Origin of the sequence: Ahrensia sp. R2A130 (assembly GCF_000179775.1) — a bacterium.
Classification (GTDB): Bacteria; Pseudomonadota; Alphaproteobacteria; order Rhizobiales; family Rhizobiaceae; genus Pseudahrensia.
The window spans coordinates 613009-633512 of the sequence record NZ_AEEB01000003.1 but is presented as its reverse complement, the minus strand read 5'-3'; the positions used below and the strand labels follow the sequence as shown (position 1 = coordinate 633512).

Annotated in this window: 21 protein-coding genes; 11 read left to right on the top strand and 10 right to left on the bottom strand. The window is 57.5% G+C overall.

Annotated elements, in window-relative coordinates; genetic code table 11:
• Window positions 1-118: 118 nt before the first annotated feature.
• Both rplM and R2A130_RS03850 read right to left on the bottom strand, forming a co-directional pair.
• Window positions 119-583 carry a 50S ribosomal protein L13 gene (gene rplM / locus R2A130_RS03855; protein ID WP_009463758.1) on the bottom strand — a complete coding sequence of 155 codons (465 nt, stop codon included), beginning with the start codon at window positions 581-583 and terminating at the stop codon, window positions 119-121.
• Window positions 584-753: 170 nt separating this feature from the next.
• Entirely contained in the window at window positions 754-1209 is a 456-nt protein-coding gene (locus R2A130_RS03850; protein WP_040304617.1) for a PaaI family thioesterase, read from the bottom strand.
• Between the two features lie 142 nt (window positions 1210-1351).
• Here R2A130_RS03850 and R2A130_RS03845 point away from each other — a divergent pair, with 142 nt between their 5' ends.
• The 7 genes from R2A130_RS03845 (at window position 1352) to glpX (ending at window position 7532) form a co-directional block, all read left to right on the top strand.
• Window positions 1352-2179 (top strand): enoyl-CoA hydratase, encoded by an 828-nt coding sequence (locus tag R2A130_RS03845; RefSeq protein ID WP_009463754.1) that lies wholly within the window; start codon window positions 1352-1354, stop codon window positions 2177-2179.
• Window positions 2172-2696: a CoA-binding protein gene (locus tag R2A130_RS03840; RefSeq protein ID WP_009463752.1), complete on the top strand. Its 525-nt coding sequence runs from the start codon at window positions 2172-2174 to the stop codon at window positions 2694-2696. The genes R2A130_RS03845 and R2A130_RS03840 overlap by 8 nt, the downstream gene beginning before the upstream one ends.
• Complete coding sequence (locus R2A130_RS03835; RefSeq protein WP_009463750.1) at window positions 2693-3220, top strand: hypothetical protein; 528 nt, start codon at window positions 2693-2695, stop codon at window positions 3218-3220. Before R2A130_RS03840 ends, R2A130_RS03835 begins: the two co-directional genes overlap by 4 nt.
• Before the next feature lie 119 nt (window positions 3221-3339).
• Window positions 3340-4620 (top strand): O-acetylhomoserine aminocarboxypropyltransferase, encoded by a 1281-nt coding sequence (locus R2A130_RS03830; RefSeq protein WP_009463748.1) that lies wholly within the window; start codon window positions 3340-3342, stop codon window positions 4618-4620.
• 74 nt (window positions 4621-4694) lie between these two features.
• Window positions 4695-5039: a hypothetical protein gene (locus tag R2A130_RS03825; RefSeq protein WP_009463747.1), complete on the top strand. Its 345-nt coding sequence runs from the start codon at window positions 4695-4697 to the stop codon at window positions 5037-5039.
• Window positions 5040-5126: 87 nt separating this feature from the next.
• A complete protein-coding gene (locus tag R2A130_RS03820; RefSeq protein ID WP_009463745.1) occupies window positions 5127-6443 on the top strand; it encodes a homoserine dehydrogenase in 1317 nt (438 codons plus the stop codon).
• A 105-nt stretch (window positions 6444-6548) separates the two neighbouring features.
• On the top strand, window positions 6549-7532 hold the full coding sequence (gene glpX / locus R2A130_RS03815) for a class II fructose-bisphosphatase (RefSeq protein ID WP_009463743.1): 984 nt from the start codon (window positions 6549-6551) through the stop codon (window positions 7530-7532).
• A 9-nt stretch (window positions 7533-7541) separates the two neighbouring features.
• On the opposite strand, the gene R2A130_RS03810 is transcribed toward glpX, so the two are convergent.
• From R2A130_RS03810 to R2A130_RS03800, 3 genes are all read right to left on the bottom strand, one after another.
• The gene (locus R2A130_RS03810; protein WP_009463741.1) at window positions 7542-8267 is read right to left on the bottom strand and encodes an alpha/beta fold hydrolase; all 726 of its coding nucleotides are present in this window, start codon (window positions 8265-8267) and stop codon (window positions 7542-7544) included.
• 9 nt (window positions 8268-8276) lie between these two features.
• Window positions 8277-9422, bottom strand: a complete 1146-nt coding sequence (rnd, locus tag R2A130_RS03805) for a ribonuclease D (RefSeq protein WP_040304903.1) — start codon at window positions 9420-9422, stop codon at window positions 8277-8279.
• 70 nt (window positions 9423-9492) lie between these two features.
• Complete coding sequence (locus R2A130_RS03800; RefSeq protein ID WP_009463737.1) at window positions 9493-10722, bottom strand: MFS transporter; 1230 nt, start codon at window positions 10720-10722, stop codon at window positions 9493-9495.
• A 236-nt stretch (window positions 10723-10958) separates the two neighbouring features.
• On the opposite strand from R2A130_RS03800, the gene aspS reads away from it, so the two are divergent.
• Entirely contained in the window at window positions 10959-12743 is a 1785-nt protein-coding gene (aspS, locus tag R2A130_RS03795) for an aspartate--tRNA ligase (RefSeq protein WP_009463735.1), read from the top strand.
• Between the two features lie 71 nt (window positions 12744-12814).
• Here aspS and R2A130_RS03790 read toward each other — a convergent pair whose 3' ends face one another.
• Complete coding sequence (locus R2A130_RS03790) at window positions 12815-13114, bottom strand: hypothetical protein (RefSeq protein WP_156798369.1); 300 nt, start codon at window positions 13112-13114, stop codon at window positions 12815-12817.
• 124 nt (window positions 13115-13238) lie between these two features.
• Between R2A130_RS03790 and R2A130_RS03785 the strand changes: the two genes are divergently transcribed.
• Window positions 13239-14177, top strand: a complete 939-nt coding sequence (locus tag R2A130_RS03785; protein WP_009463731.1) for a LysR family transcriptional regulator — start codon at window positions 13239-13241, stop codon at window positions 14175-14177.
• Between the two features lie 41 nt (window positions 14178-14218).
• Here R2A130_RS03785 and R2A130_RS03780 read toward each other — a convergent pair whose 3' ends face one another.
• From R2A130_RS03780 to R2A130_RS03770, 3 genes are read right to left on the bottom strand one after another with little or no spacing between them, the layout of a single operon-like run.
• Window positions 14219-14884 carry an SCO family protein gene (locus R2A130_RS03780; protein WP_009463730.1) on the bottom strand — a complete coding sequence of 222 codons (666 nt, stop codon included), beginning with the start codon at window positions 14882-14884 and terminating at the stop codon, window positions 14219-14221.
• Window positions 14885-14888: 4 nt separating this feature from the next.
• On the bottom strand, window positions 14889-15470 hold the full coding sequence (locus R2A130_RS03775; protein WP_009463729.1) for a hypothetical protein: 582 nt from the start codon (window positions 15468-15470) through the stop codon (window positions 14889-14891).
• 5 nt (window positions 15471-15475) lie between these two features.
• Window positions 15476-15946, bottom strand: a complete 471-nt coding sequence (locus R2A130_RS03770; protein ID WP_009463728.1) for a hypothetical protein — start codon at window positions 15944-15946, stop codon at window positions 15476-15478.
• Window positions 15947-16048: 102 nt separating this feature from the next.
• On the opposite strand from R2A130_RS03770, the gene R2A130_RS03765 reads away from it, so the two are divergent.
• Complete coding sequence (locus R2A130_RS03765; RefSeq protein WP_040304613.1) at window positions 16049-16645, top strand: LysE family translocator; 597 nt, start codon at window positions 16049-16051, stop codon at window positions 16643-16645.
• 3 nt (window positions 16646-16648) lie between these two features.
• On the opposite strand, the gene R2A130_RS03760 is transcribed toward R2A130_RS03765, so the two are convergent.
• On the bottom strand, window positions 16649-18097 hold the full coding sequence (locus R2A130_RS03760) for a hypothetical protein (RefSeq protein ID WP_009463725.1): 1449 nt from the start codon (window positions 18095-18097) through the stop codon (window positions 16649-16651).
• A 125-nt stretch (window positions 18098-18222) separates the two neighbouring features.
• Here R2A130_RS03760 and parC point away from each other — a divergent pair, with 125 nt between their 5' ends.
• Window positions 18223-20502 (top strand): DNA topoisomerase IV subunit A, encoded by a 2280-nt coding sequence (parC, locus tag R2A130_RS03755; protein ID WP_040304896.1) that lies wholly within the window; start codon window positions 18223-18225, stop codon window positions 20500-20502.
• Window positions 20503-20504: the final 2 nt, after the last annotated feature.

The following is a 20504-nucleotide window of genomic DNA, read 5'->3' as shown; positions in this document are numbered from 1 at the left end:
GGGTTTACGGGCGCTGCTTCTGCAGCTTCACCTTCGGCAGGTGCGGCAGCAGGTGCTTCGGTTGCAGCGGCGCTGGTTGCAGCACCGAGCTCTTCGAGAGACTTGATTTCGGCCATGTTTACGCGACCCTTTTATTCTTGGGGTTCATGCCGGCGACATCAACGGTTTCGGGCTGCTGAGCTTCATGCTTGTGCTCGGCATCAGCATAGACGTGCAGATTTTTCATCTGGCGACGGGACAGAGGACCACCGGGCATCATGCGCTCGACGGCTTTCTGCATCACGCGCTCTGGAAAACGGCCTTCGAGAAGGGCTTTCGCTGTGCGCTCTTTGATGCCGCCGGGATAACCGGTGTGCCAGTAGTATTTTTTCTGCTCGTACTTGTTGCCGGTGAAGGCGACTTTGCCGGCATTGATGATGATGACGTTGTCCCCATCATCGACATGCGGTGTAAAAGTAGGCTTGTGCTTGCCGCGCAGACGGTTTGCGACGAAGGAAGCGAGGCGACCTGGAACCATGCCGTTGGCATCGATCACGATCCACTTCTTCTCGACGTCCGCTGGCTTTTGCGTGAACGTTTTCATGGGAAGACCTGAAAGTTGGAAAAATTCGAATGTACAGACAGGCGCAAGCCGTTCTGTGCTGGGGTTTCTATAGGAGAGGGGTAGGGAACGGTCAAGGCGAGTTTCTGTGCCGTTTCTCGTGAAAACTACACGAAAACAAAGCGTTAGAAAATAGGTATTATTTTACCACATCATTTTTGGCGGAAATCAGCCGGTGGAATGGCGTAGGTGCCGGTGGCGTGGGCAATCGAGCCGCTTTCTTCATCTGCTTGGCGAATGTCGCAATCGAATACCATCAGCCGTTTGCCCAGTTTCAAAATCCGGCAATGGCCCAACAGGCGGCCAGCTTCTGCCTTCCGCATGAAGTTGATGTTGAGATTGGTGGTCACCGTCAGCGCCTGCCGCCCGATATGGGAGAGCGCGCAGGCGTAACCGCCCAGATCGGCCAGCGCGAAAAGGGTGGGGCCGGACACCGTACCGCCGGGGCGAAGGTTGGCGTCATTGGTGGTGAGCGCCACGGTGACGGTGCCTGCGCCGACGTCGATGATTTCAAGATCGGCATATTGATCGACAATCTGCGGGAAGACTTCCGGCAGGTAGGCGTTCAGTTCTTCGGCGGTCATGCAGGGGTGGAGTGTGGCGCTCATCTTTGGTCCGGCGTTACGTTCTTTCGCCTCAGTGTAGCGAACTCGTATTTTCGGGCAATCGTGCGGGTTGATGCAAACCAGTCGGGGGCATACCAATGCAGGGCACACTGCAAGTGACCTTATAATATTACCGGAGCGCCTGATGGCCGAGATCGTGAATATCAAAACTGCTGAAGCGATGGGCGATGCACCGGTGGTTGTGCAACTGCTCGAAGGCGGCATCACACGTTTGGTGCTGAACCACCCGCCCGCCAACGCGCTGTCCGATCAGGTGATCGCAGATTTGATGACGGCGCTGGAGCGGGCCGAAGGCGACGATACCCGCGTCATCATTCTGGCGGCTAACGGACATTTGTTTTGCGCGGGTCACGATCTTAAAGAAGTGACAGCAGCGCGGGAAGCCGAAGATGGGGGCAGGGCATATTTCACCGACCTCATGGTGCGGTGTTCCGAATTGATGCAGGCCATTGTGAACCATCGCTGTCCGATTATCGCAGAGGTGAACGGCTTGGCGACAGCCGCTGGCGCGCAACTGGTGGCGTCCTGCGATCTGGCGATAGCGTCTGAAGATGCAGCGTTCTGCACGCCGGGCGTTCATATCGGCCTGTTCTGTTCCACGCCGATGGTCGCGCTTTCGCGCAACGTGCACCGCAAACACGCGATGGAAATGTTGCTGACCGGTGAGGCGATTACGCCCAGCCACGCCCGCGAAATCGGCCTCATCAACCGCGTTGTGCCTGTGGACTACTTGCAGAAAATCACGCTGCAATACGCCCGCAACATCGCCAAGAAATCCAGCCACACGTTGAAGATGGGCAAACAGGCGTTCTACCAGCAGGCCGACATGCCGTTGGCGGAGGCCTATGCTCACGCCGCCGAAGTGATGGTGGAAAACATGCTGGTGGCAGATGCCAAAGAAGGCATCGGCGCGTTTCTGGAAAGCCGCGATCCGGAATGGACCGATGGGTGATCACGACCACTATACCGACGCGCATATTCGCGCCGTTCTGAAATCTGTCAAAACAGTCGCGATCATCGGGGCTTCCGCGAACACCGTTCGGCCTTCGTTTTTCGTAGCGCAGTATATGGCAGCAAAGGGATACGAGCTTTATCCGATCAATCCGGGGCAGGCGGGTAAGCCGATTGCGGGGGCTATGACCTATGCAACGCTCGCCGATGTGCCGGTGGCGGTCGATATGGTCGATATCTTCCGCAAGCCGGAGGCATTGCCGGGGATCGTGAGGGAAATCATCGCGCTGGAAACACTGCCGAAAGTGGTATGGCTGCAACTCGGCATTCGTGACGATGCGATTGCTGCTGCGCTTGAAATGGCGGGGATCACGGTCATTCAGAACCGCTGTCCGAAGATCGAATATGCGCGGCTATGCGGTGAGATCGGCTGGACCGGCTTTAATAGACGCACCATTTCATCGAAGAAGCCGAAGCTCGCAAAAGGCTTCCAGCATTACAGTTTGGACGGCGAATGAAGGGTGCATTGGTCGAACGCGGTCTGTTCTTGGCTATCCGCGTCATGATGATTTTGGCCGCTGGGTCCATCGGTTTCGTCCTCCTGTCAGCTGCAGGTCTGCAAGACGAAAACACGGAAGCCTGGCAGACGATTGGTGTCGATGAGCTTGTGCCGGGGACAGGAAAGCGGATCGTGGTTGCAGGCGAGCCATATCTGGTGCGGCATTTATCTGTGCCTGAAGTGCGGTTGGTCCAGTCGCGGGCCAATGCAGCTTCATTCGAACAGCGTCTGGTTTCGGTCGCCGTCAATGCAGGCCTGTCATTTGGAACATTTACGGTTGTTCCGGCCAAGCGTGGCGAGCCCGCGTGTGAACTCATATTTATAGCAGCATCGGGAACTACCGACGCGGCTTATCTCAACGGGTGCACCGACCAGCGCTACGACCTGATCGGACGTGCCGTCGAGCCAGCGACCGTTGACTTGCCGCTGCCGAATTTACGAGTGCGAAGCGGTGAATTGCAAATTGCACCGCCCGTCGAATAAGCGCTGTGAGCAGGATTTGCCAAAAGGCATCAACCATTCGCCAAACCGTTCTTTGACGCGCCGCGCGACATGACGGATAACGCGCTCACAGAATTTGAGACCAAACAGGACGACATATCATGGCCCGTGAACCTGGCTTCGACACACTTGCAATCCACGCTGGCGCACAGCCGGACCCTGCCACCGGCGCGCGCATTACGCCGATCTACCAGACTGCGTCGTTCGTTTTCGATGACGTGGACCACGCAGCCTCGCTGTTCGGCCTGCAGGCGTTCGGCAACATCTACACCCGCATCACCAACCCGACGACCGCCGTGCTTGAAGAGCGCGTCGCGGCGCTGGAAGGCGGCACGGCAGCGCTGGCTGTCTCATCGGGCCACGCAGCACAGCTGTTGGTCATGCATACATTGTTGCAGCCTGGTGATGAATTCGTTGCCGCCAAGAAGCTATATGGCGGGTCGATCAACCAGTTCGGCCAGTCGTTCAAGCATTTTGATTGGCATGTGAAATGGGCGGAAGACACGTCGCCTGCAGCCATCGAAGCTGCGATCACGGATAAGACGAAAGCAATCTTCATCGAAAGCCTCGCCAACCCCGGTGGCGTGGTGATGGACATCAACGCAATCGCGGAGGTCGCGCGCAAGCATCACATTCCGCTGATCGTGGACAACACGATGGCCACGCCATATCTGTGCCGCCCGATCGAGCATGGCGCAGACATTGTTGTGGAATCGCTGACGAAGTTCCTCGGCGGTCACGGCAATTCCATGGGCGGTGTCATTGTCGATGGCGGCACATTCGACTGGGGTAAAGACGATCGCTTCCCCGTGCTGACGCAACCGCGCCCTGAATATAACGACATGGTGCTGGCCGAAACTTTCGGCAACTTCGCCTTCGCTATCGCCTGCCGCGTGCTCGGCCTGCGCGATCTTGGACCGGCGATTTCGCCGTTCAACGCATTCCAAATCCTCACCGGCATCGAAACGCTGTCGCTACGGATGGAACGTCATTGCGAGAACGCCATGAAGGTCGCGCAATATCTGCAGGGTCACGACAAGGTCGAGTGGGTGTCTTATGCGGGCCTCGAAGGCGATCCGCATCATGAATTGCAGCAGAAATATATGCCGAATGGCGCAGGCGCTGTGTTCACTTTCGGCTTGAAAGGCGGCTACAAAGCGGGCGTCGATGTGGTTTCCAATGTCGAGATTTTCTCGCATCTTGCGAACATTGGCGACACCCGCTCGCTGATCATTCACCCCGCATCGACCACGCATAAACAGCTCGACGAAGAGCAGCAGACTGCCGCTGGTGCGGGACCGGACGTGATCCGCCTGTCCGTCGGTATCGAAAGTGCTGATGATCTGATCGGTGATCTGGCGCAGGCGCTGAAAGCCGTCTGACGAAATTCGACCTGCGGCGCATATCTTTGCGCCGCAGGTCACCACGTCCCCACATTTCGTGGTATGGTCTGCCAATGCCACGCATTTTCGCTCTTTTCATTCTGTTTGCCACCGCCGCCTGCACCCAGGCGACGCCCACCGCTGTGCTTTCCACCGAGCCGCTGGGCGAGGCTAAGAAAACGGGTGAGTTCGCCAATATCAATGTCCAGCCGCAGGGTCAGACGGCGCAGATTACCGATCAGGAAAGCGAGCAGGCCAAGGCTGAATTGAGAGCTGCGGGGCAACGCAGTGCTGCCCGCAAGCAAAGCGTGGAAGCCCAGAGCAACTCTGCCGCCGAAGTGCAGCGCCTGCGACGTCTCGCACTGGCTGAACAGAAGCGCAGGCTTGCAGAAATCGCCGCCACCAATCGCCAGAATTGAGCCTTGCAGTTTAATGCAGCGCCGTTGCGATGGTGGGAGCGGCGGCGTATCACGGTTACGCATTTCCTTTAGGTAGCAGCGAATCTCATGTCTGAACCTCTCCGCCTCGGCGTCGCCGGTCTTGGTACCGTCGGCTCCGCCCTCATCCAGCTCGTTCACAACAAGCAAAATATGCTGGCAGATCGCTGCGGCAGAACGATCCGCGTTACGGGTATGAATGCCCGCACGGCAGGACGCGATCGCGGATTTTCGACCGACGGTATGAAATGGTTCGATAACCCCGCCGATCTTGCTGTCAGCGATGATATCGACGTTTTCGTCGAGCTGATGGGCGGCGAAGACGAACCGGCCTTGGGCGCGGTGAAAGCGGCACTTTCCGCTGGCAAACACGTGGTCACCGCCAACAAAGCGTTGCTTGCCAAACACGGTGTGGAACTGGCGCTGTTGGCCGAAGAAAACGGCGTGCTGCTGAACTGCGAGGCTGCGGTTGCCGGTGGTATTCCGATCATCAAAGTGATGCGCGAGTCACTCACGGCCAACGCCGTTACCCGCGTGTTCGGTATTTTGAACGGCACCTGCAATTACATCCTTACGCGTATGGAGGCCGAGGGCATGACCTTCGAAGACTGCCTCGCTGACGCACAGAAACTGGGTTACGCGGAGGCCGATCCGACCTTCGACATTGAGGGTAACGACACGGCGCATAAGCTCGCTATTCTCGCCAGTCTCGCTTTCGGCACGCAGATTGCGGGTGATGCGATCTATCTTGAAGGCATCACCAAAATCACCATCGCCGATATCGAAGCGGCCAAGGAGATGGGTTACCGCATCAAGCTGCTGGGCGTGGCCACGCGCACAGCGGCTGGTGTGGAAAGCCGGGTGCACCCCGCTATGGTGCCGTTGGGTTCTGCGATCGCCGAAATCGGTGGTGTCACGAACGCTGTTGCTATCGAGGCTGATACGGTGGGTTCGCTGATGATGTCCGGCCCTGGTGCGGGTGGAGATGCCACGGCATCTGCGGTTGCGGGCGATATTTGCGATATCGCGAAATCCAAGCCCGGTCGGCAGCACGGCCCCGTTCTCGGCCAACCTGCAAATACACTGGTACCGCACGAACGCTCTGCGATGACCGCACATTCCGGCGGGTATTTCCTGCGCCTCAACGTGGTCGACAAACCCGGCACCATGGCGTCCATCGCCACGCGTTTTGCCGAACATGATATTTCGCTTGAAAGCATCGTGCAGAAACGTGGTGCCACCGATGATGGTGAAGCGCCCATCGTATTGGTCACCCACGAGACCAGCGAAGAGGCCATCGGAAAGGCGCTTGCCGGCATCCAAAGCGATGGCCGTTTGCTGGGCGAAGCTCAGATGATCCGCATCGAAAAGCTGAATGAGAGTTGAGATTCTAATTCGCTCCACCCTCTGAATCGATTGTAACCGTTTGCCTTTTCCGCGCCGCTCCCCGACAAGAGCGGTAACACGAACCGCAGAAATACGAGCCGCACCATGGATATGACCTCATCGAAAAACACCGGCCATCTGGACCGGATGCTGACCATGGAAATGGCACGGGTTGTTGAGGCTGCTGCGGTTGCTGCTGCGCGTGAGCGCGGGCAGGGCGATGAGAAAATCGCCGATCAGGTAGCCGTCGATGCCATGCGGACCGAGTTGAACAACCTGCCGATTTCCGGTCGCATCGTGATCGGTGAAGGCGAGCGTGATGAAGCGCCGATGCTCTATATCGGCGAAGAGGTTGGTAAAGGCGGACCGGAGGTCGACATCGCGCTCGACCCGCTTGAAGGCACGACGATTTGTGCCAAAAACCAGCCCAATTCGCTTGCTGTGATTGCTATCGCGGAACGCGGCAAACTGCTCTACGCGCCGGACGTTTACATGAACAAGATTGCCATCGGCCCGGGCTATCCCGCTGGCGTGGTGGATATCGATGCCAGCGCTACGGAAAATCTCCACGCCGTTGCCAAAGCAAAAGACTGCAAGGTGTCGGAAATTTCCACCTGCATCATGGATCGCTCACGCCATGCTGATTTGATCGCGGAAGTACGCGCTGCCGGTGCCGCCATTCGCCTGATCGGCGATGGCGATGTGGCGGGCATTATTCACACGACCGAACCGGACGAGACAGGCATCGACCTTTACATGGGCATTGGTGGTGCGCCGGAAGGTGTGTTGGCCGCAGCCGCTTTGCGCTGCACCGGCGGCCAGATGCAGGGGCGTCTCATTCTCGATACCGACGAGAAGATCGAGCGCGCGGCGCGTATGGGTGTCGATAATCCGAACAAGGCTTACACGATGGAAGAAATGGCGTCTGGCGATGTGCTGTTTGCCGCCACCGGCGTGACCGACGGCAACATGTTGCGCGGCGTGAAATTCAAGGATGGCATGGTCGATACGCATACGGTCGTGATGCGGTCATCCACCGGCACCGTGCGTTGGATCGAAGCGCGCCACCGCGACTCCACCAAGTCCTAATCAGTACAGCTAGTCTGTAGCGCTGCGAACCTCTTCGGCGAGGAGGCGCAGCGCGTCCGGCATGGATAGCTCGTGATTGAACTCCCCGCGTTCCAGAAACGTGATAATCTGCGCCATGACCAGCGGATTGTTCATCATGAACGTGTGGCTGACGGGCAGGGTGATGTGATCTTTCATGCCCTCAAGCCTGGTGCTCTCAACTGAGACTTTGCCGTCATTCGCCTTGCCGATGATCGCACCCGTGATGGGGTTGATGGAAATATCACCGGCAATGATGCCGGTTTCGACATCGATCGATGGAAGAGACGCTGTGAAGTTTCCATCACGGGTGCCGAGCTGCAAACCTGCGGGGCCATTGAACCAACCGAAAGCTGCAAGATCACCGAATGTATCGACAAGTTCCGACCCTTTGTTGGGCGGAGCCATCATCACTACGCGCCCGACATTTTCCGGTCGTTGTTCAGCCAGCCAGGCACGAACGAGAATACCGCCCATGGAATGGGTGACGAAATGTGTGCGTTGGCCGCCGCAGGCTTCGTGCCAATGGGGAAGGGTCCGGTCCACCAATTCGGTGATGGAGGCCTCTTTGGATGGATAGGATTCGTTTCGGACATCGTAGCCTGAACGCTCCAACACCTTTTCAAGCACCAGCATTGAGCGCGAACTGCGGGCGAGGCCGTGCAGCATGACCACGCAATCTTTCGGCGCGAAGGCTTTGTTTTTCTTCGTGGTCATTATGTCGGGCTATTCCAGTTCGATGACCTGAATGCGGCGATCCTCGAAGCCGAGCGCGATTTCACCGCGCTTGAGTTCGAGCGCCTGCTTGCCGAACATTTCGTGCCGCCAGCCGCGAAGGGTGGCAACGTCGGCATCATCATCGGCAGCGATCTTTTCAAGATCATCCATTGTGGCGATGATCTTGGTGGCCACGCCGTTTTGTTCGGCCACGGCCTTGAGCAAGACTTTGAGCAATTCCGCGGCGGCACCCGTGCCTTCCGGCGAACGTGTGGCGCGGGGAATGCGCTCGAGGTCTTCCTCGGGAATGTCCATCGCCGCGTCCACAGCGTCGATCAGACCTTCGGCAAAGCGGGAGTTTTCGAAGCCTCGGGGGAGAGCGCGAAGGCGGGACAATGCTTTCTCATCCCGCGGCTGTTGTTGAGCGATTTCGTATATGGCGTCGTCTTTTACGACACGGCCACGGGGCACATCGCGATCACGCGCCTGCTCTTCGCGCCATTGAGCAACGAATTTCATAACGGCCAATTCACGCGGCTTGCGCACGCGCATTTTCAGGCGTGACCAGGCTTTCTCGACGGGCAGGTCATAGGTCTCGGGATTGGTTAGAACATCCATTTCCTCATCGACCCAATGTTTGCGGTTCTTCTTTTCAAGGTCGGCTTTCAAGCTTTGATAGACATCGCGCAGATGGGTGACATCGGCGAGCGCATAGTCGAGCTGCTTCGTGGTCAGCGGGCGTCGTGCCCAGTCGGTGAACCGGGACGATTTGTCGATCACGCCACCTGTGATGCGGGACACAAGCGCGTTGTAGGCGACCGAGTCGCCGTAGCCACAAACCATCGCGGCGACTTGCGTGTCGAAGAGCGGCTTAGGGACGAGACCGCCGAGATGATAGACGATCTCAACGTCTTGCCGTGCGGCGTGGAAGACTTTGACCACGCTGGTGTCGGCCATCAGCTCGAAAAATGGCTGCAAGTCGATACCGTCAGCCATGGGATCGACGATACATTCGTCATCCGGCCCGGCGATCTGGATAAGGCACAGGATCGGCCAAAAGGTCGTCTCTCTCAGGAACTCCGTGTCGACGGTGACGTAATCGTGCTGGGCGAAGTCCTTGCACGCGGTGGCAAGCTCTTGTGTCGTTTCGATAATTTTCATTCGACAACCTAATCTGCGGAGAGCGCTTTATCCAGCCCGTACATTGAAAGGTACGCGGTCGGTCTTATTTTCGTTTGCGCTTACCCTGAATCATACGCTGCATGACGGGGGACGTGCGTGTTAGCCAGTTGAATTTTCCGCGCCCTTTTGCGTCCACAGCTTCGCGCACCTGCATTCGGTAAAGCGTGATGAGCGCTAACGAACCGTGGGTTGCGCTTATGAAGATGAAAAGCGCCGAGGGGCCATAGAGTTCCACCATGAGTGATGAAACCGGTGGGCCGAAACTCGCGCCGATGCCGTAGAAAAACATGAGACCAGCGGCGACCAGCACGTATTGGTCGGCGTTGGCGCGGTCGTTCGCATGGGCGGCTGCCAGCGAATAAAGTGGTAGCGAGAACGCGCCGAACACGAAGACACCTGCGTAGATGAGCCACGCGTCATCGCCTGCTGCGAATGAAATGAAGAGGCTGGCGAGCACCGCGCCAACGGTGGTCCAGATGAGGATCCAGCGCCTGTCATAACGGTCAGACAACATACCAAGCGGATATTGTAGCACCGCGCCGCCGACCACGCCGAGCGATATGAACGTCGCCACTTGGCTGAGAGAAAAATTCTGCACTTCGGCAAACAGTGGCCCAACAAAACGGAAGGCGGAATTGGTCATGCCGATGGCGATGCAGCTTGCGCTGGCGACCGGCGATAAGCGCCAGACTTCACGCAGATCGAAGCGCACGAATTTGGGTGGTTTCGGGTTCGAGTGGTCGCCAAGCGCAACCGGCACCAATGACAGCGAAATCATCAACGCCATGATGGCCAACAGTGTGAAGCCTTCCGTGCCAACTGCAGGCATGAGGAACTGTCCGCCGGACACCGCCAGAATATCGATGATGCGATAGACGCCAGTGACCTTGCCGCGAGCCTCGTTGGACACACCGGAATTCATCCAGCTTTCGATGGTGGTGAACAGGCCGGAAAAGCAGAAGCCGATGATGACGCGCGCGATGAACCAGACCCATGGATCAACGACCATGACCATGACAAGCGTCGCACAAGAGGCCAGCGAGGCGAGGGCTGCAAAAACACGCACATGGCCCACTGCGCGCAATATGCGAGGCGCGAACATGCAGCCGCCAAGGAAGCCGAGGAAGTTCGCAGAGCCCAAGTAACCGATTTGCGCTGCGCTGAATCCCTCCTGCGCACCGCGAACGGCGATGACGGTGGAGAACAAGCCATTGCCCGCCAGCAAAATTGCAGCGGCGATGAGAAGTGGGAAGAGGGGGCGTAGGGCCAGCATGTTCGCGGTGCCGAAGATCAGGTGTCACAACGCTAACAGCAAACGCACTGAGGCGACATGCCAAATAAAGCATCCGGGGGCTGCGTCATTCGCATGGCAGCGCTGCAGTTGAGGTGGACGGCAATCTTGACTTTGTACGGCCTGCATGGCCAAACGCGCGCAATCGAAAGGCCCGCCGAACGGGCCTGTTGGCGGTGCCGCAACGGCCTGTCATTTCGCCAGTCAGGATACCATCTATGCACCGTTACCGCAGCCACACCTGTGCCGATCTTCGCGCGTCGAATGTTGGTGATACCGTTCGCCTTTCCGGCTGGGTTCATCGCGTGCGCGATCATGGTGGCGTGCTATTCATCGACCTGCGCGACCATTATGGCATCACACAGGTGGTGATCGATCCGGACTCCAACGGCTTCAAAACTGCCGAAGACGTTCGTTCCGAGTGGGTGATTTGCCTTGAAGGAAACGTGAAAGCGCGCACCGAAGAGACCGTAAATTCTGATCTGCCGACGGGCGATATCGAGATTTACGCCCGTGAAATCGAAGTGCTGTCGCAGGCCGCTGAATTGCCGATGCCAGTGTTTGGCGAGCAGGAATATCCCGAAGACATTCGCCTGAAATACCGTTTCCTCGACCTGCGTCGTGAGACGCTGCACGCCAACATCATGAAGCGGCAGGCTGTTATTTCCGACATGCGGTCGCGCATGGAGACCGCTGGTTTCTTTGAATTTCAGACGCCGATCCTGACGGCATCTTCGCCGGAAGGCGCGCGCGATTTCCTCGTGCCGAGCCGTATCCACCCCGGGAATTTCTATGCGCTGCCGCAGGCGCCGCAGCAATACAAACAGCTGATCATGATGTCCGGCTTCGACCGCTACTTCCAGATCGCGCCGTGTTTCCGCGATGAAGACCCGCGTGCCGACCGGCTGCCGGGCGAGTTCTACCAACTCGACCTCGAGATGAGCTTTGTCGAGCAGGAAGATGTTCTGACGACCATGGAGCCTGTGATTACTGAAGTCTTCGAGCAATTTGCTGACGGTAAGACGGTGACGAAAAACTGGCCGCGCATTCCCTACCGCGAAGCGATCCGCAAATACGGCTCCGACAAACCGGACCTGCGGAACCCCATCGAAATGCAAAACGTGTCGGAGCATTTCCGTGGCTCGGGCTTCAAGGTCTTTGCCGGTATTTTGGATGCTGACGACAACAATGAAGTTTGGGCGATTCCGGTCAAAGGTGCTGGCAGCCGCAAACATTGCGACCGCATGAACAGCTGGGCGCAGGGCGAAGGTCAGCCCGGCATGGGCTACATTTTCTGGCGCGAGCTGGAAGGCAAGTTCGATGCGGCAGGGCCGATTGCGAAGAACATCGGGCCGGAACGCACCGAAGCCATGCGCGAGCAACTTGGCCTAGAACTGGGCGATGCCGTGTTTTTCGCCGCCGGTAACCCGGCCAAATTCGCATCCTTTGCGGGCGATGCCCGCACCAAGGCCGCTGAGGAAGCCGGTCTCATCAACGAGAACGCTTTCGAGCTTTGCTGGATCGTGGACTTCCCGTTTTACGAATGGGACGAGGAGAACAAGAAGGTCGAGTTCGGTCACAACCCGTTCTCCATGCCCAAGGGTGGCATCGACGCGTTGAACAACGAAGACCCGCTGAAGATCGACGCCATGCAGTACGATATGGTGTGCAACGGTTTCGAGATCGCTTCCGGCGGCATCCGCAACCACTTGCCGGAAACGATGGTGAAGGCGTTCGGCATCACCGGCCTGTCACAGGCCGATGTCGAAGAACGCTTCGGCGGTCTTTACCGCGCGTTCCAGTACGGCGCACCGCCGCACGGTGGCATGGCCGCTGGTGTGGACCGTATCGTGATGTTGATCTGCGGCACCAAGAACCTGCGCGAGATCACCATGTTCCCGATGAACCAGCAGGCGAAAGACCTGCTGATGGGCGCACCAAGTGCGGTGGACAAGCCGCAGCTGAAAGACCTTCACTTGAAGCTGAACCTGCCGAAAGAATAGATTTGGCAGTAGAGTTTTTCGTCGGCGAAATGGCTCTTGGCCATCGCCGACGATTAGGCGCTCGTCATATTTCAGCGCCGTATTTTCGGCCTCGCCCGCTTTTTCGTAGCGTCGAGTGCCTGCGCCGCTGACTGGTGAATAGGCAACTTGCTTGCCCATTCGACGTTACTGCGTGTGACGCCGATATCGTCGAGAATCTCGTCATCAAGCGATAACATGCCCCGGAACGCATCCCGCGCGACGTGCGCTTCTCTGTGAGCACGGTAGCGGCGCAAAGCGTTAGACAGATAAGCCTTCAGCATTTGTACGACCGTCGCTCCCAATGGACGCGGAGGCAATTCGGTGCAGCAGGGTGTTGATTGGTAGGCCATGGGTCTCTCCTTGAATGGTCACTGTCTGTTCAACCAAGCTGGGAGAGGTTGGCGATTCAATCAAACGAATAGATTTGACATTATCTATGATTTTAATTGATGATTTGATGTAAGGAGCATTGATATGACCGAACAGATACAAACACCGCTGATCGAACTGGATCTGCTGAGAACCGTTGTTGCAATAGCGGATACGGGTAATTTCTCTGCTGCATCCGAGGCTGTTTTCCGCACGCCGTCTGCTATTTCCATGCAGGTGAAGCGGATTGAAGAACTGCTGGGACGGCAGATATTTATTCGCGAAGCCCGCCATGTTTCGTTGAACGAAGATGGTGAAACGCTGGTAACCCATGCCAGACGAATGCTGGCGATGAACGCTGATACGGTGTCGAAATTCGTGTCACCGGAAATGTCCGGCATGGTTAGGCTCGGCGCAATTGACCATGCGGTCGACAGATTTCTGCCTGCGGTCTTGCGCGATTTTGCGAAGACACACCCCCAAATCCGGGTCGATGTAACGGTCGAGAATTCAGAACCGCAATATGAAGCTTTCCGACGTAGCGAGTTGGATATCGTGATTATCACTTGCCAAAATGATGGCAACGATAGTCGCAAGGTCGAACCACTGTTCAAGGAAGCTATGGTTTGGGCGGGTTTGAAAGGCGGCATTGCGGCTGAACGGGTGCCGTTGCCCGTTTCGGTTTGGGAGCAAACATGCGTCTGGCGGGAAAACGCGCTGGAAGAACTTGAGGCAAAAAACCGGGATTATTGCATCACCTTCAAGAGCGCACATCTGGCAGGCCAAAAGGCGGGTTTGCGTGCTGATCTGGCAATCGCGCCATTGCCGCTGTCATCCTGCGATGGGGAAATTGTGCCTCTGGACGCCAGACACAATCTGCCAGAACTCGACCATTACACGATGGGCATGATGGTGCGTGCCGATGCTGAAAGCGAGGTGCTTGCGGTGGCTGATGCTTTGCGCGCTAACGCTGCCAACACCATAGGGTGGAGGCCGCAAGAGACTGCGATGGGTGCACCAAACGTAATCGAGCGCGTGGCCTGAAAAGCAACGTGCCGGCGTTCTGATATGGGATCAGGTTGATCCTATGATGCTGGCGCGTTGGTATCTTTCGCCCGAATATATCCTGCTGAAACCTGCGCTATACGCGCCGGGTTCGTTACCGGCGGGAACATGGTTTGGAATTTTCCGTCGCCATCCAGCAGGAAAATGAAGGACGAATGTGAGAACACTTCGCCTTCTTCGGGGTGGGTGAAGAGGAATTCCTTTTTCACGTTGAACGCCTTGTAGGCTTCGGCAAGCGCACTCTCGTCGCCGGTAAGGCCGAGCATGCGGGGGTGGTGTTTGGCCATCGTGATTTGAAGGTCGGCTGGTGTGTCGCGCTCGGGGTCGACCGTCACCATGACGGGCGTTGCTGCGATGCCCATGCCGTCCAGCAACTCGGTCGCCTCCGCCATGTTGGGTAGCGCTAGTGAGCAGACGGCCTTGCAGTGGCCATAGCCGAAAAATACCAGTTGTGGTCGGCCGTCCGGGCTGGCGGAGCGGCGGGTGTTGCCGTGCTGGTCGGTGAGTTCGTAGTCGCCGGATTTCAATTGCGGAAAACCGGGCGTGTTGCTGGTATCGACCGGCGCGGCAGACAGGCTGGCGACTTTCGGTTTCGGGTCGATTGTTTCACCGAACCAAGCAGCAGCGCCGCCGACGAGCAAGCCGCCGACGATTGCCGTTGCCGCGAGGAGGCGGGTCGATAGCACGGTGCTACTCGTTGTCTTTCAGATATTGCTGATCGAACTCGACACCGAGGCCGAAATGGCCTTCAGCAGCCAGTTGTTTCAACACGCGCGGGTCGCGGCGGAACCATGGGCCTTTGCCTTTGGCGTCGGGGTTCTTTTTCGCCCAGTCTTTGGTCCACTTATTCGCCTTGGTCCATTCGGCGTCGCCCTTCGCGCGGATCTTCTGGACCATGTAGAAACGTGATGGGGAGTCCTCATCATCGCCGATCATCACGCCATCGACGTCCACGGCTTTGTTGCAGAAGGGCAGGAGATCGGCGGTTGCGCCGTTGAAGGCGGACTGGGCGTTCTTCAGCACCATGACGAGCGCGTTGTCGGCATCGCGGACGACACCGAGGTTGCGGCGGCCATCACCGCAATTATCTGCACAATTGCCCGATAGTTCGCACATGATGTCCACGACTTTGCCGGAGAACATCGCCTTTTCTTCACCGTATAGGCCCCATTCTTTTGCAGTTGAGCCTTCGGAAAAATCTGCGGCTTGCACGGATGTGGCAGTGAGCAAGGCGGCTGCAGCAAATACGAATCTGGTTGAAAATCTGCTCATCGTGTTCAGCCTTTCGGTTTCTTGGGAGCGGAAAACGGCGGCACGGAATCGTAATCTTCATGGCTGCGGAAGGTGATGCCTTTGTTCTCCACCACCTTGTCCACGAGGATGTAGTTTACACCGTCACGCTTGTAGTGGGTGCCCTTGGCGCGAATTTCGTCGCTGGCCAATTCCATCACTTTGTCGGTCTGGGCAAGTGGGTCTTCGTCTTCGATTTTCAGCACCATATAGACCGCGCCATCTTCGGTACGGATGCCGACCGGTATGCCGCCTGCCGCGCACCACAGCGCGCATGTGTGGTGGGACGTGCCGCGCACAGCTTCGGAAAAGCCCATGACGCCGGAATAGTAGCACCATGTGTCGATCACCTCGCCGGTGACTTCGATAGTCTCGCCCGTAGCGAAGGCTGGAGATGCGAAAAGCGAGGTGGTGGCTATGCCAGCTGCCGCAAGAAACGATTTTGAGCGTGTGAACATTGGTTTTCCCTAAATGCCAAGTTGTCGCAGGCTTGCAGGCCGTGCGGTCTGGCGCAATGGTCCGCCGTTCACGTTTTCGATCACGATTGTGCAATCGCCTCTATGACGAATTTTCTTTTTGCGATGCTGTTGCTTCTGGGCAGCCCGGGGCCGGGTGTGTTGACGCTGGCCGGTGTCGGTTCAGCCTTCGGCTATCGCGCGGGCTGGGCTTACGGGGCAGGGCTGTTCGTGGGTTCGAATATGGTGATGGCAGTGGCCGCTGGCGGGTTGGCTGCGCTGTTCCTCGCAAATGAAAGCCTGCGGCTGGTCTTCACGCTGCTGTCCACCGCGTATCTGCTGTATCTGGCAGCGAAAATCGCGTTTGCAGGATCGAAGCTCGCGTTCATAGGCGCGGACAAGGCACCGGGCTTTTGGGGCGGTATCACGCTGCAGGCGATCAACCCGAAGGCCTATGCGGTGGGGACGTTTGTGTTCTCGAACTTCCCGATGTTTCCAAATCAACTCTGGCTGGAAATCGCGGTGAAATTCGTGCTGCTGAATGCGGTCTGGATTCCGATCCATGTGCTGTGGCTGGCAGCGGGTGTGGCTGTGAATTCGCTTGATCTTCGACCCGCCGTTCAGCGCGGCATCAACATCGCCATGGCACTGGCGATGTTAGTTGTTGTCGGGTTGGCGCTTGCGTCCAACTTTTCAGGTTAGGCGCTACTTGGCCTTGACCTGAAGGTTCAACATTTCCGGCAATGCCTTCGGATTGGTTTGGCCGGTAACGATAAGGCTGCCGACGGAAACTGGCGCTGCTGGTTTGGCCTCGACCGATAGGGTGCCTTTATCCTTCACGAATGTGCCAACGGCTTTCGTCACCATGTCCGTCAGATCCGGCATGCCGAGACTGGCCATACCCATGCCGAGAAACATAGGTACGGAAGCGGCCAGTTGATCGCCGGTGGAGCCCATCTGCTGGCCCTGAAAATCGAGCAGACGTTGTGTTAACGATTGGTCGGTGAGCGACAGGCTGAAATCGTTGAGGTCGAGTTCGCTCAACAGTGCGATCACACCGGGGGACACTTGGCTTGTGGGGTTGGAGAGGTCTTTTGCCTGTTGGTCCTGCAACCGCTTCATGAACTCTTCCGTGTAACCAGACAGGGCATAGGCCATGTCGAGATCGAACATGTCCTTCAGTTTGATGTTCATGTTGTCGAGCGCGGCAACGCCGGTTGAAGGCGTGTAGGAGCCCGTTCCGGTCATGTTCATTTCCAGCTGCTCGTAACCGAGCTGCCCCAGCACGGCTTTCGCGCGCGGGTCCGGAATTTTGGTCAGATCGGCACGGATGTCCTTGATATTGGATTCCTGAGTAAACGACTCGCCGTCGGATGCCTTGCGAACTGCGGTTGTGGTGCTGGCCATGGAGAAGACTTCTGCTCCACCAACGGACACGGAGACATCTGCGATTTCCATGTCCAATGGTGTATCGAACAACGCCAATGGAGACGTGCCTTTGCCGAACGGCATGTCGAGGCCGGACAGGGTGAATTTGCCCATACGCCCGCTGGCGACCTTGCCCGTGCCGGTGAAGTTCGCGACGTCGATGCTTCTCATCTTGAAACGGCCACTGGTGCCGGACGCCATCATCTCGCCTGCACGCAAAGGCACGTCGAAGTCAGTTAGGGAAACGCCGTCGATTGTGAAGTTACCGTCGCGTGTGCCGCCAACGATGCCGCTGAAGTTGTAGCTGCCGAAGCGAACGCGTTTGGCCTTTTCCTCGTCGGTGAGGTCTTTTTTCATCAGGATTTTCGGCCAGTCGCCGAGTTTGGTTTCGATCACCGCGATGGCTGCGGTCGAGCCGCGCTTCTCGTCGACGAATTTCGTCTCGGTGGCGCGGATGGCGTCGTAGATCACGCGATCATCGGCCTCTTTAAGACCGTTGACGGCCAGTTCCTTCATCTCGATATCGGCACCGCTGGGCGCGTCTATTTTTACGTCTTTCAAAACAAATGACGACGGGTCGATTTCTTCGACGCTGCCATAGGTGAGCTTGGCGTCGCCAGCGAACATCTCATTCAGCAGGGTCAATCCTTCAGCAGCATAAGCGCCGGGTGACAGTGCCACGATGGCAGCGGAGGCGAGCAGGGTGGAGCGGGTGAATTTCAACATGAAACAGCTTTCTTGAGAGCTTCGGATTTAGTTGCAGCATAAACGATAAAAGATGGGCGAAACGTGACCTTACGCACAGTATGCGCGGGCTTGGGAAAACGCTGCGATTGCGCTACCGCAACACCATGGGAAAACACGACCAACCTGGTGATGATTCGGACGGCGGTGATGACCGCGGTATCGAACCCATCGATCTGAAAACCGCGCTCGAAGAGCGATATCTTGCTTATGCGCTGTCCACCATCATGGGCCGCGCTTTGCCGGACGTCCGCGACGGCATGAAGCCGGTGCACCGGCGTATTCTGCACGCCATGCGCCTGCTGCGGCTCAACCCCGAAGCGGGCTTTGCCAAATGCGCCCGCATCGTCGGTGACGTGATGGGTAAATTTCACCCCCACGGCGATGCCTCGATCTATGATGCGCTCGTGCGCCTGTCGCAGTCGTTCGCCGTTCGCTATCCGCTGGTGGACGGGCAGGGCAACTTCGGTAACGTGGACGGTGATAACCCCGCCGCCATGCGCTACACCGAAGCGCGGATGACGCCAGCGGCAATGTCGCTGCTTGAGGGCATCACCGAAGACGCCGTCGATTTTCGCGCAACCTACAACGAAGAAGACGAAGAACCGATCGTCTTGCCAGCGGCTTTTCCGAACCTGCTTGCCAACGGGTCTGCCGGTATTGCTGTGGGCATGGCGACCAACATTCCGCCGCACAATGTGGAAGAACTTTGTGACGCTGCGCTGCATCTCATCAAGTTTCCCAATGCCGGTTTCGACAAGTTGATGGAATTCGTGCCGGGACCGGATTTCCCGACCGGTGGCATCATCGTTGAAAGCCCGGCCTCGATGCTGGAAACATACAAGACCGGCAAAGGTGGTTTTCGCCTGCGCGCACGGTGGGAAAAGGAAGATCTCGGTCGCGGCCAGTGGCAGATTGTCGTCACCGAAATTCCCTATCAGGTCGGCAAGTCCAAGCTGATTGAAAAGACGGCTGAACTGCTGTTGGCGAAAAAGCTGCCGCTGCTGGACGATATCAACGATGAAAGTGCCGAAGATATTCGCGTTGTGCTGACGCCGAAGTCTCGCTCAATCGATCCTGCGCTGTTGATGGAACAATTGTTCAGACTGACCGATCTGGAAACACGCTTTCCGCTGAACATGAATGTGCTGGACGGCGGTAAGGTGCCGAAGGTCATGTCGATCCGTGACGTGCTGCGAGCATGGCTGGAGCACCGCAAGGTCGTGCTGGTGCGCCGCAATCGCAACCGCCTCGCGCAGATCGAGAAACGCCTGGAGGTGCTGGGCGGCTACATCATCGCCTATCTGAATATTGATGAAGTGATCCGCATCATTCGCACGGAAGACCATCCGAAACAGGCGTTGATCGCGCGGTTCGAACTGACCGACGCACAGGCAGAGGCCGTTTTGAACCTGCGCTTGCGGGCGCTGCATAAGCTGGAAGAAATGGAACTTCGCAAGGAGTTTTCTGACCTGAAAGAAGAGAAGGCGTCCATCGAAGGGCTGCTGGCCAGTGACGAATTACAGTGGAAGACGATTGCCTGGGAAGTCGGGCAGACGAAGAAAAAATTCTCCAAGGCAACCGATCTCGGCGCACGGCGTACGACCTTCGAGACCGCGATGGAAGTCGATCTCGATGCGGTTGCTGCGGCAATGATCGAGAAGGAGCCGGTGACAATCGTGGTGTCACAAAAGGGCTGGATACGAGCGCTGAAAGGCCATGCACCGGATTTTGCTGCGCTGACCTTCAAGGAAGGCGACAAGCTGCTGACGGCGTTTCATGCCGAGACCACCGACAAGCTGCTGATGTTCACCACTGCCGGTAAATTCTACACACTGGCAGCGGACAAGCTGCCCGGCGGGCGCGGCCATGGCGAGCCGGTTCGCATCATGGTGGATATGGACAATGACGCCGATATTCTGTCGCTGTTCATCCACAAACCGGGCCGCAAGCGGATGCTGGTTTCATCTTTGGGCAACGGTTTCGTGGTGGCGGAGACTGATCTGATTGCCAACACCCGTAAGGGCAAGCAATCGCTCAATGTGGCGATGCCTGTGGAAGCAAAGCTTTGTCCTGCAACCGATCACGAAGGTGAAGCGGGTGACCATGTTGCTGTGGTGGGCGAAAACCGAAAACTGCTGATCTTTCCGCTCGATCAAGTGCCGGAAATGGGACGCGGCAAAGGCGTTCGGCTGCAGCGCTACAAGGATGGCGGCGTGAAAGACGCGCGGCTGTTCAAGCTGGCTGACGGTCTAAGCTGGACCGACAGCGCAGGCCGCACCCATACGCGCACGGCAGACGAGTTGAAGGAATATATCGCAGATCGCGCGCAGGCCGGACGCATGGTGCCGAAGGGCTTTCCAAAGTCCGGGACGTTTGCGGGCTAACG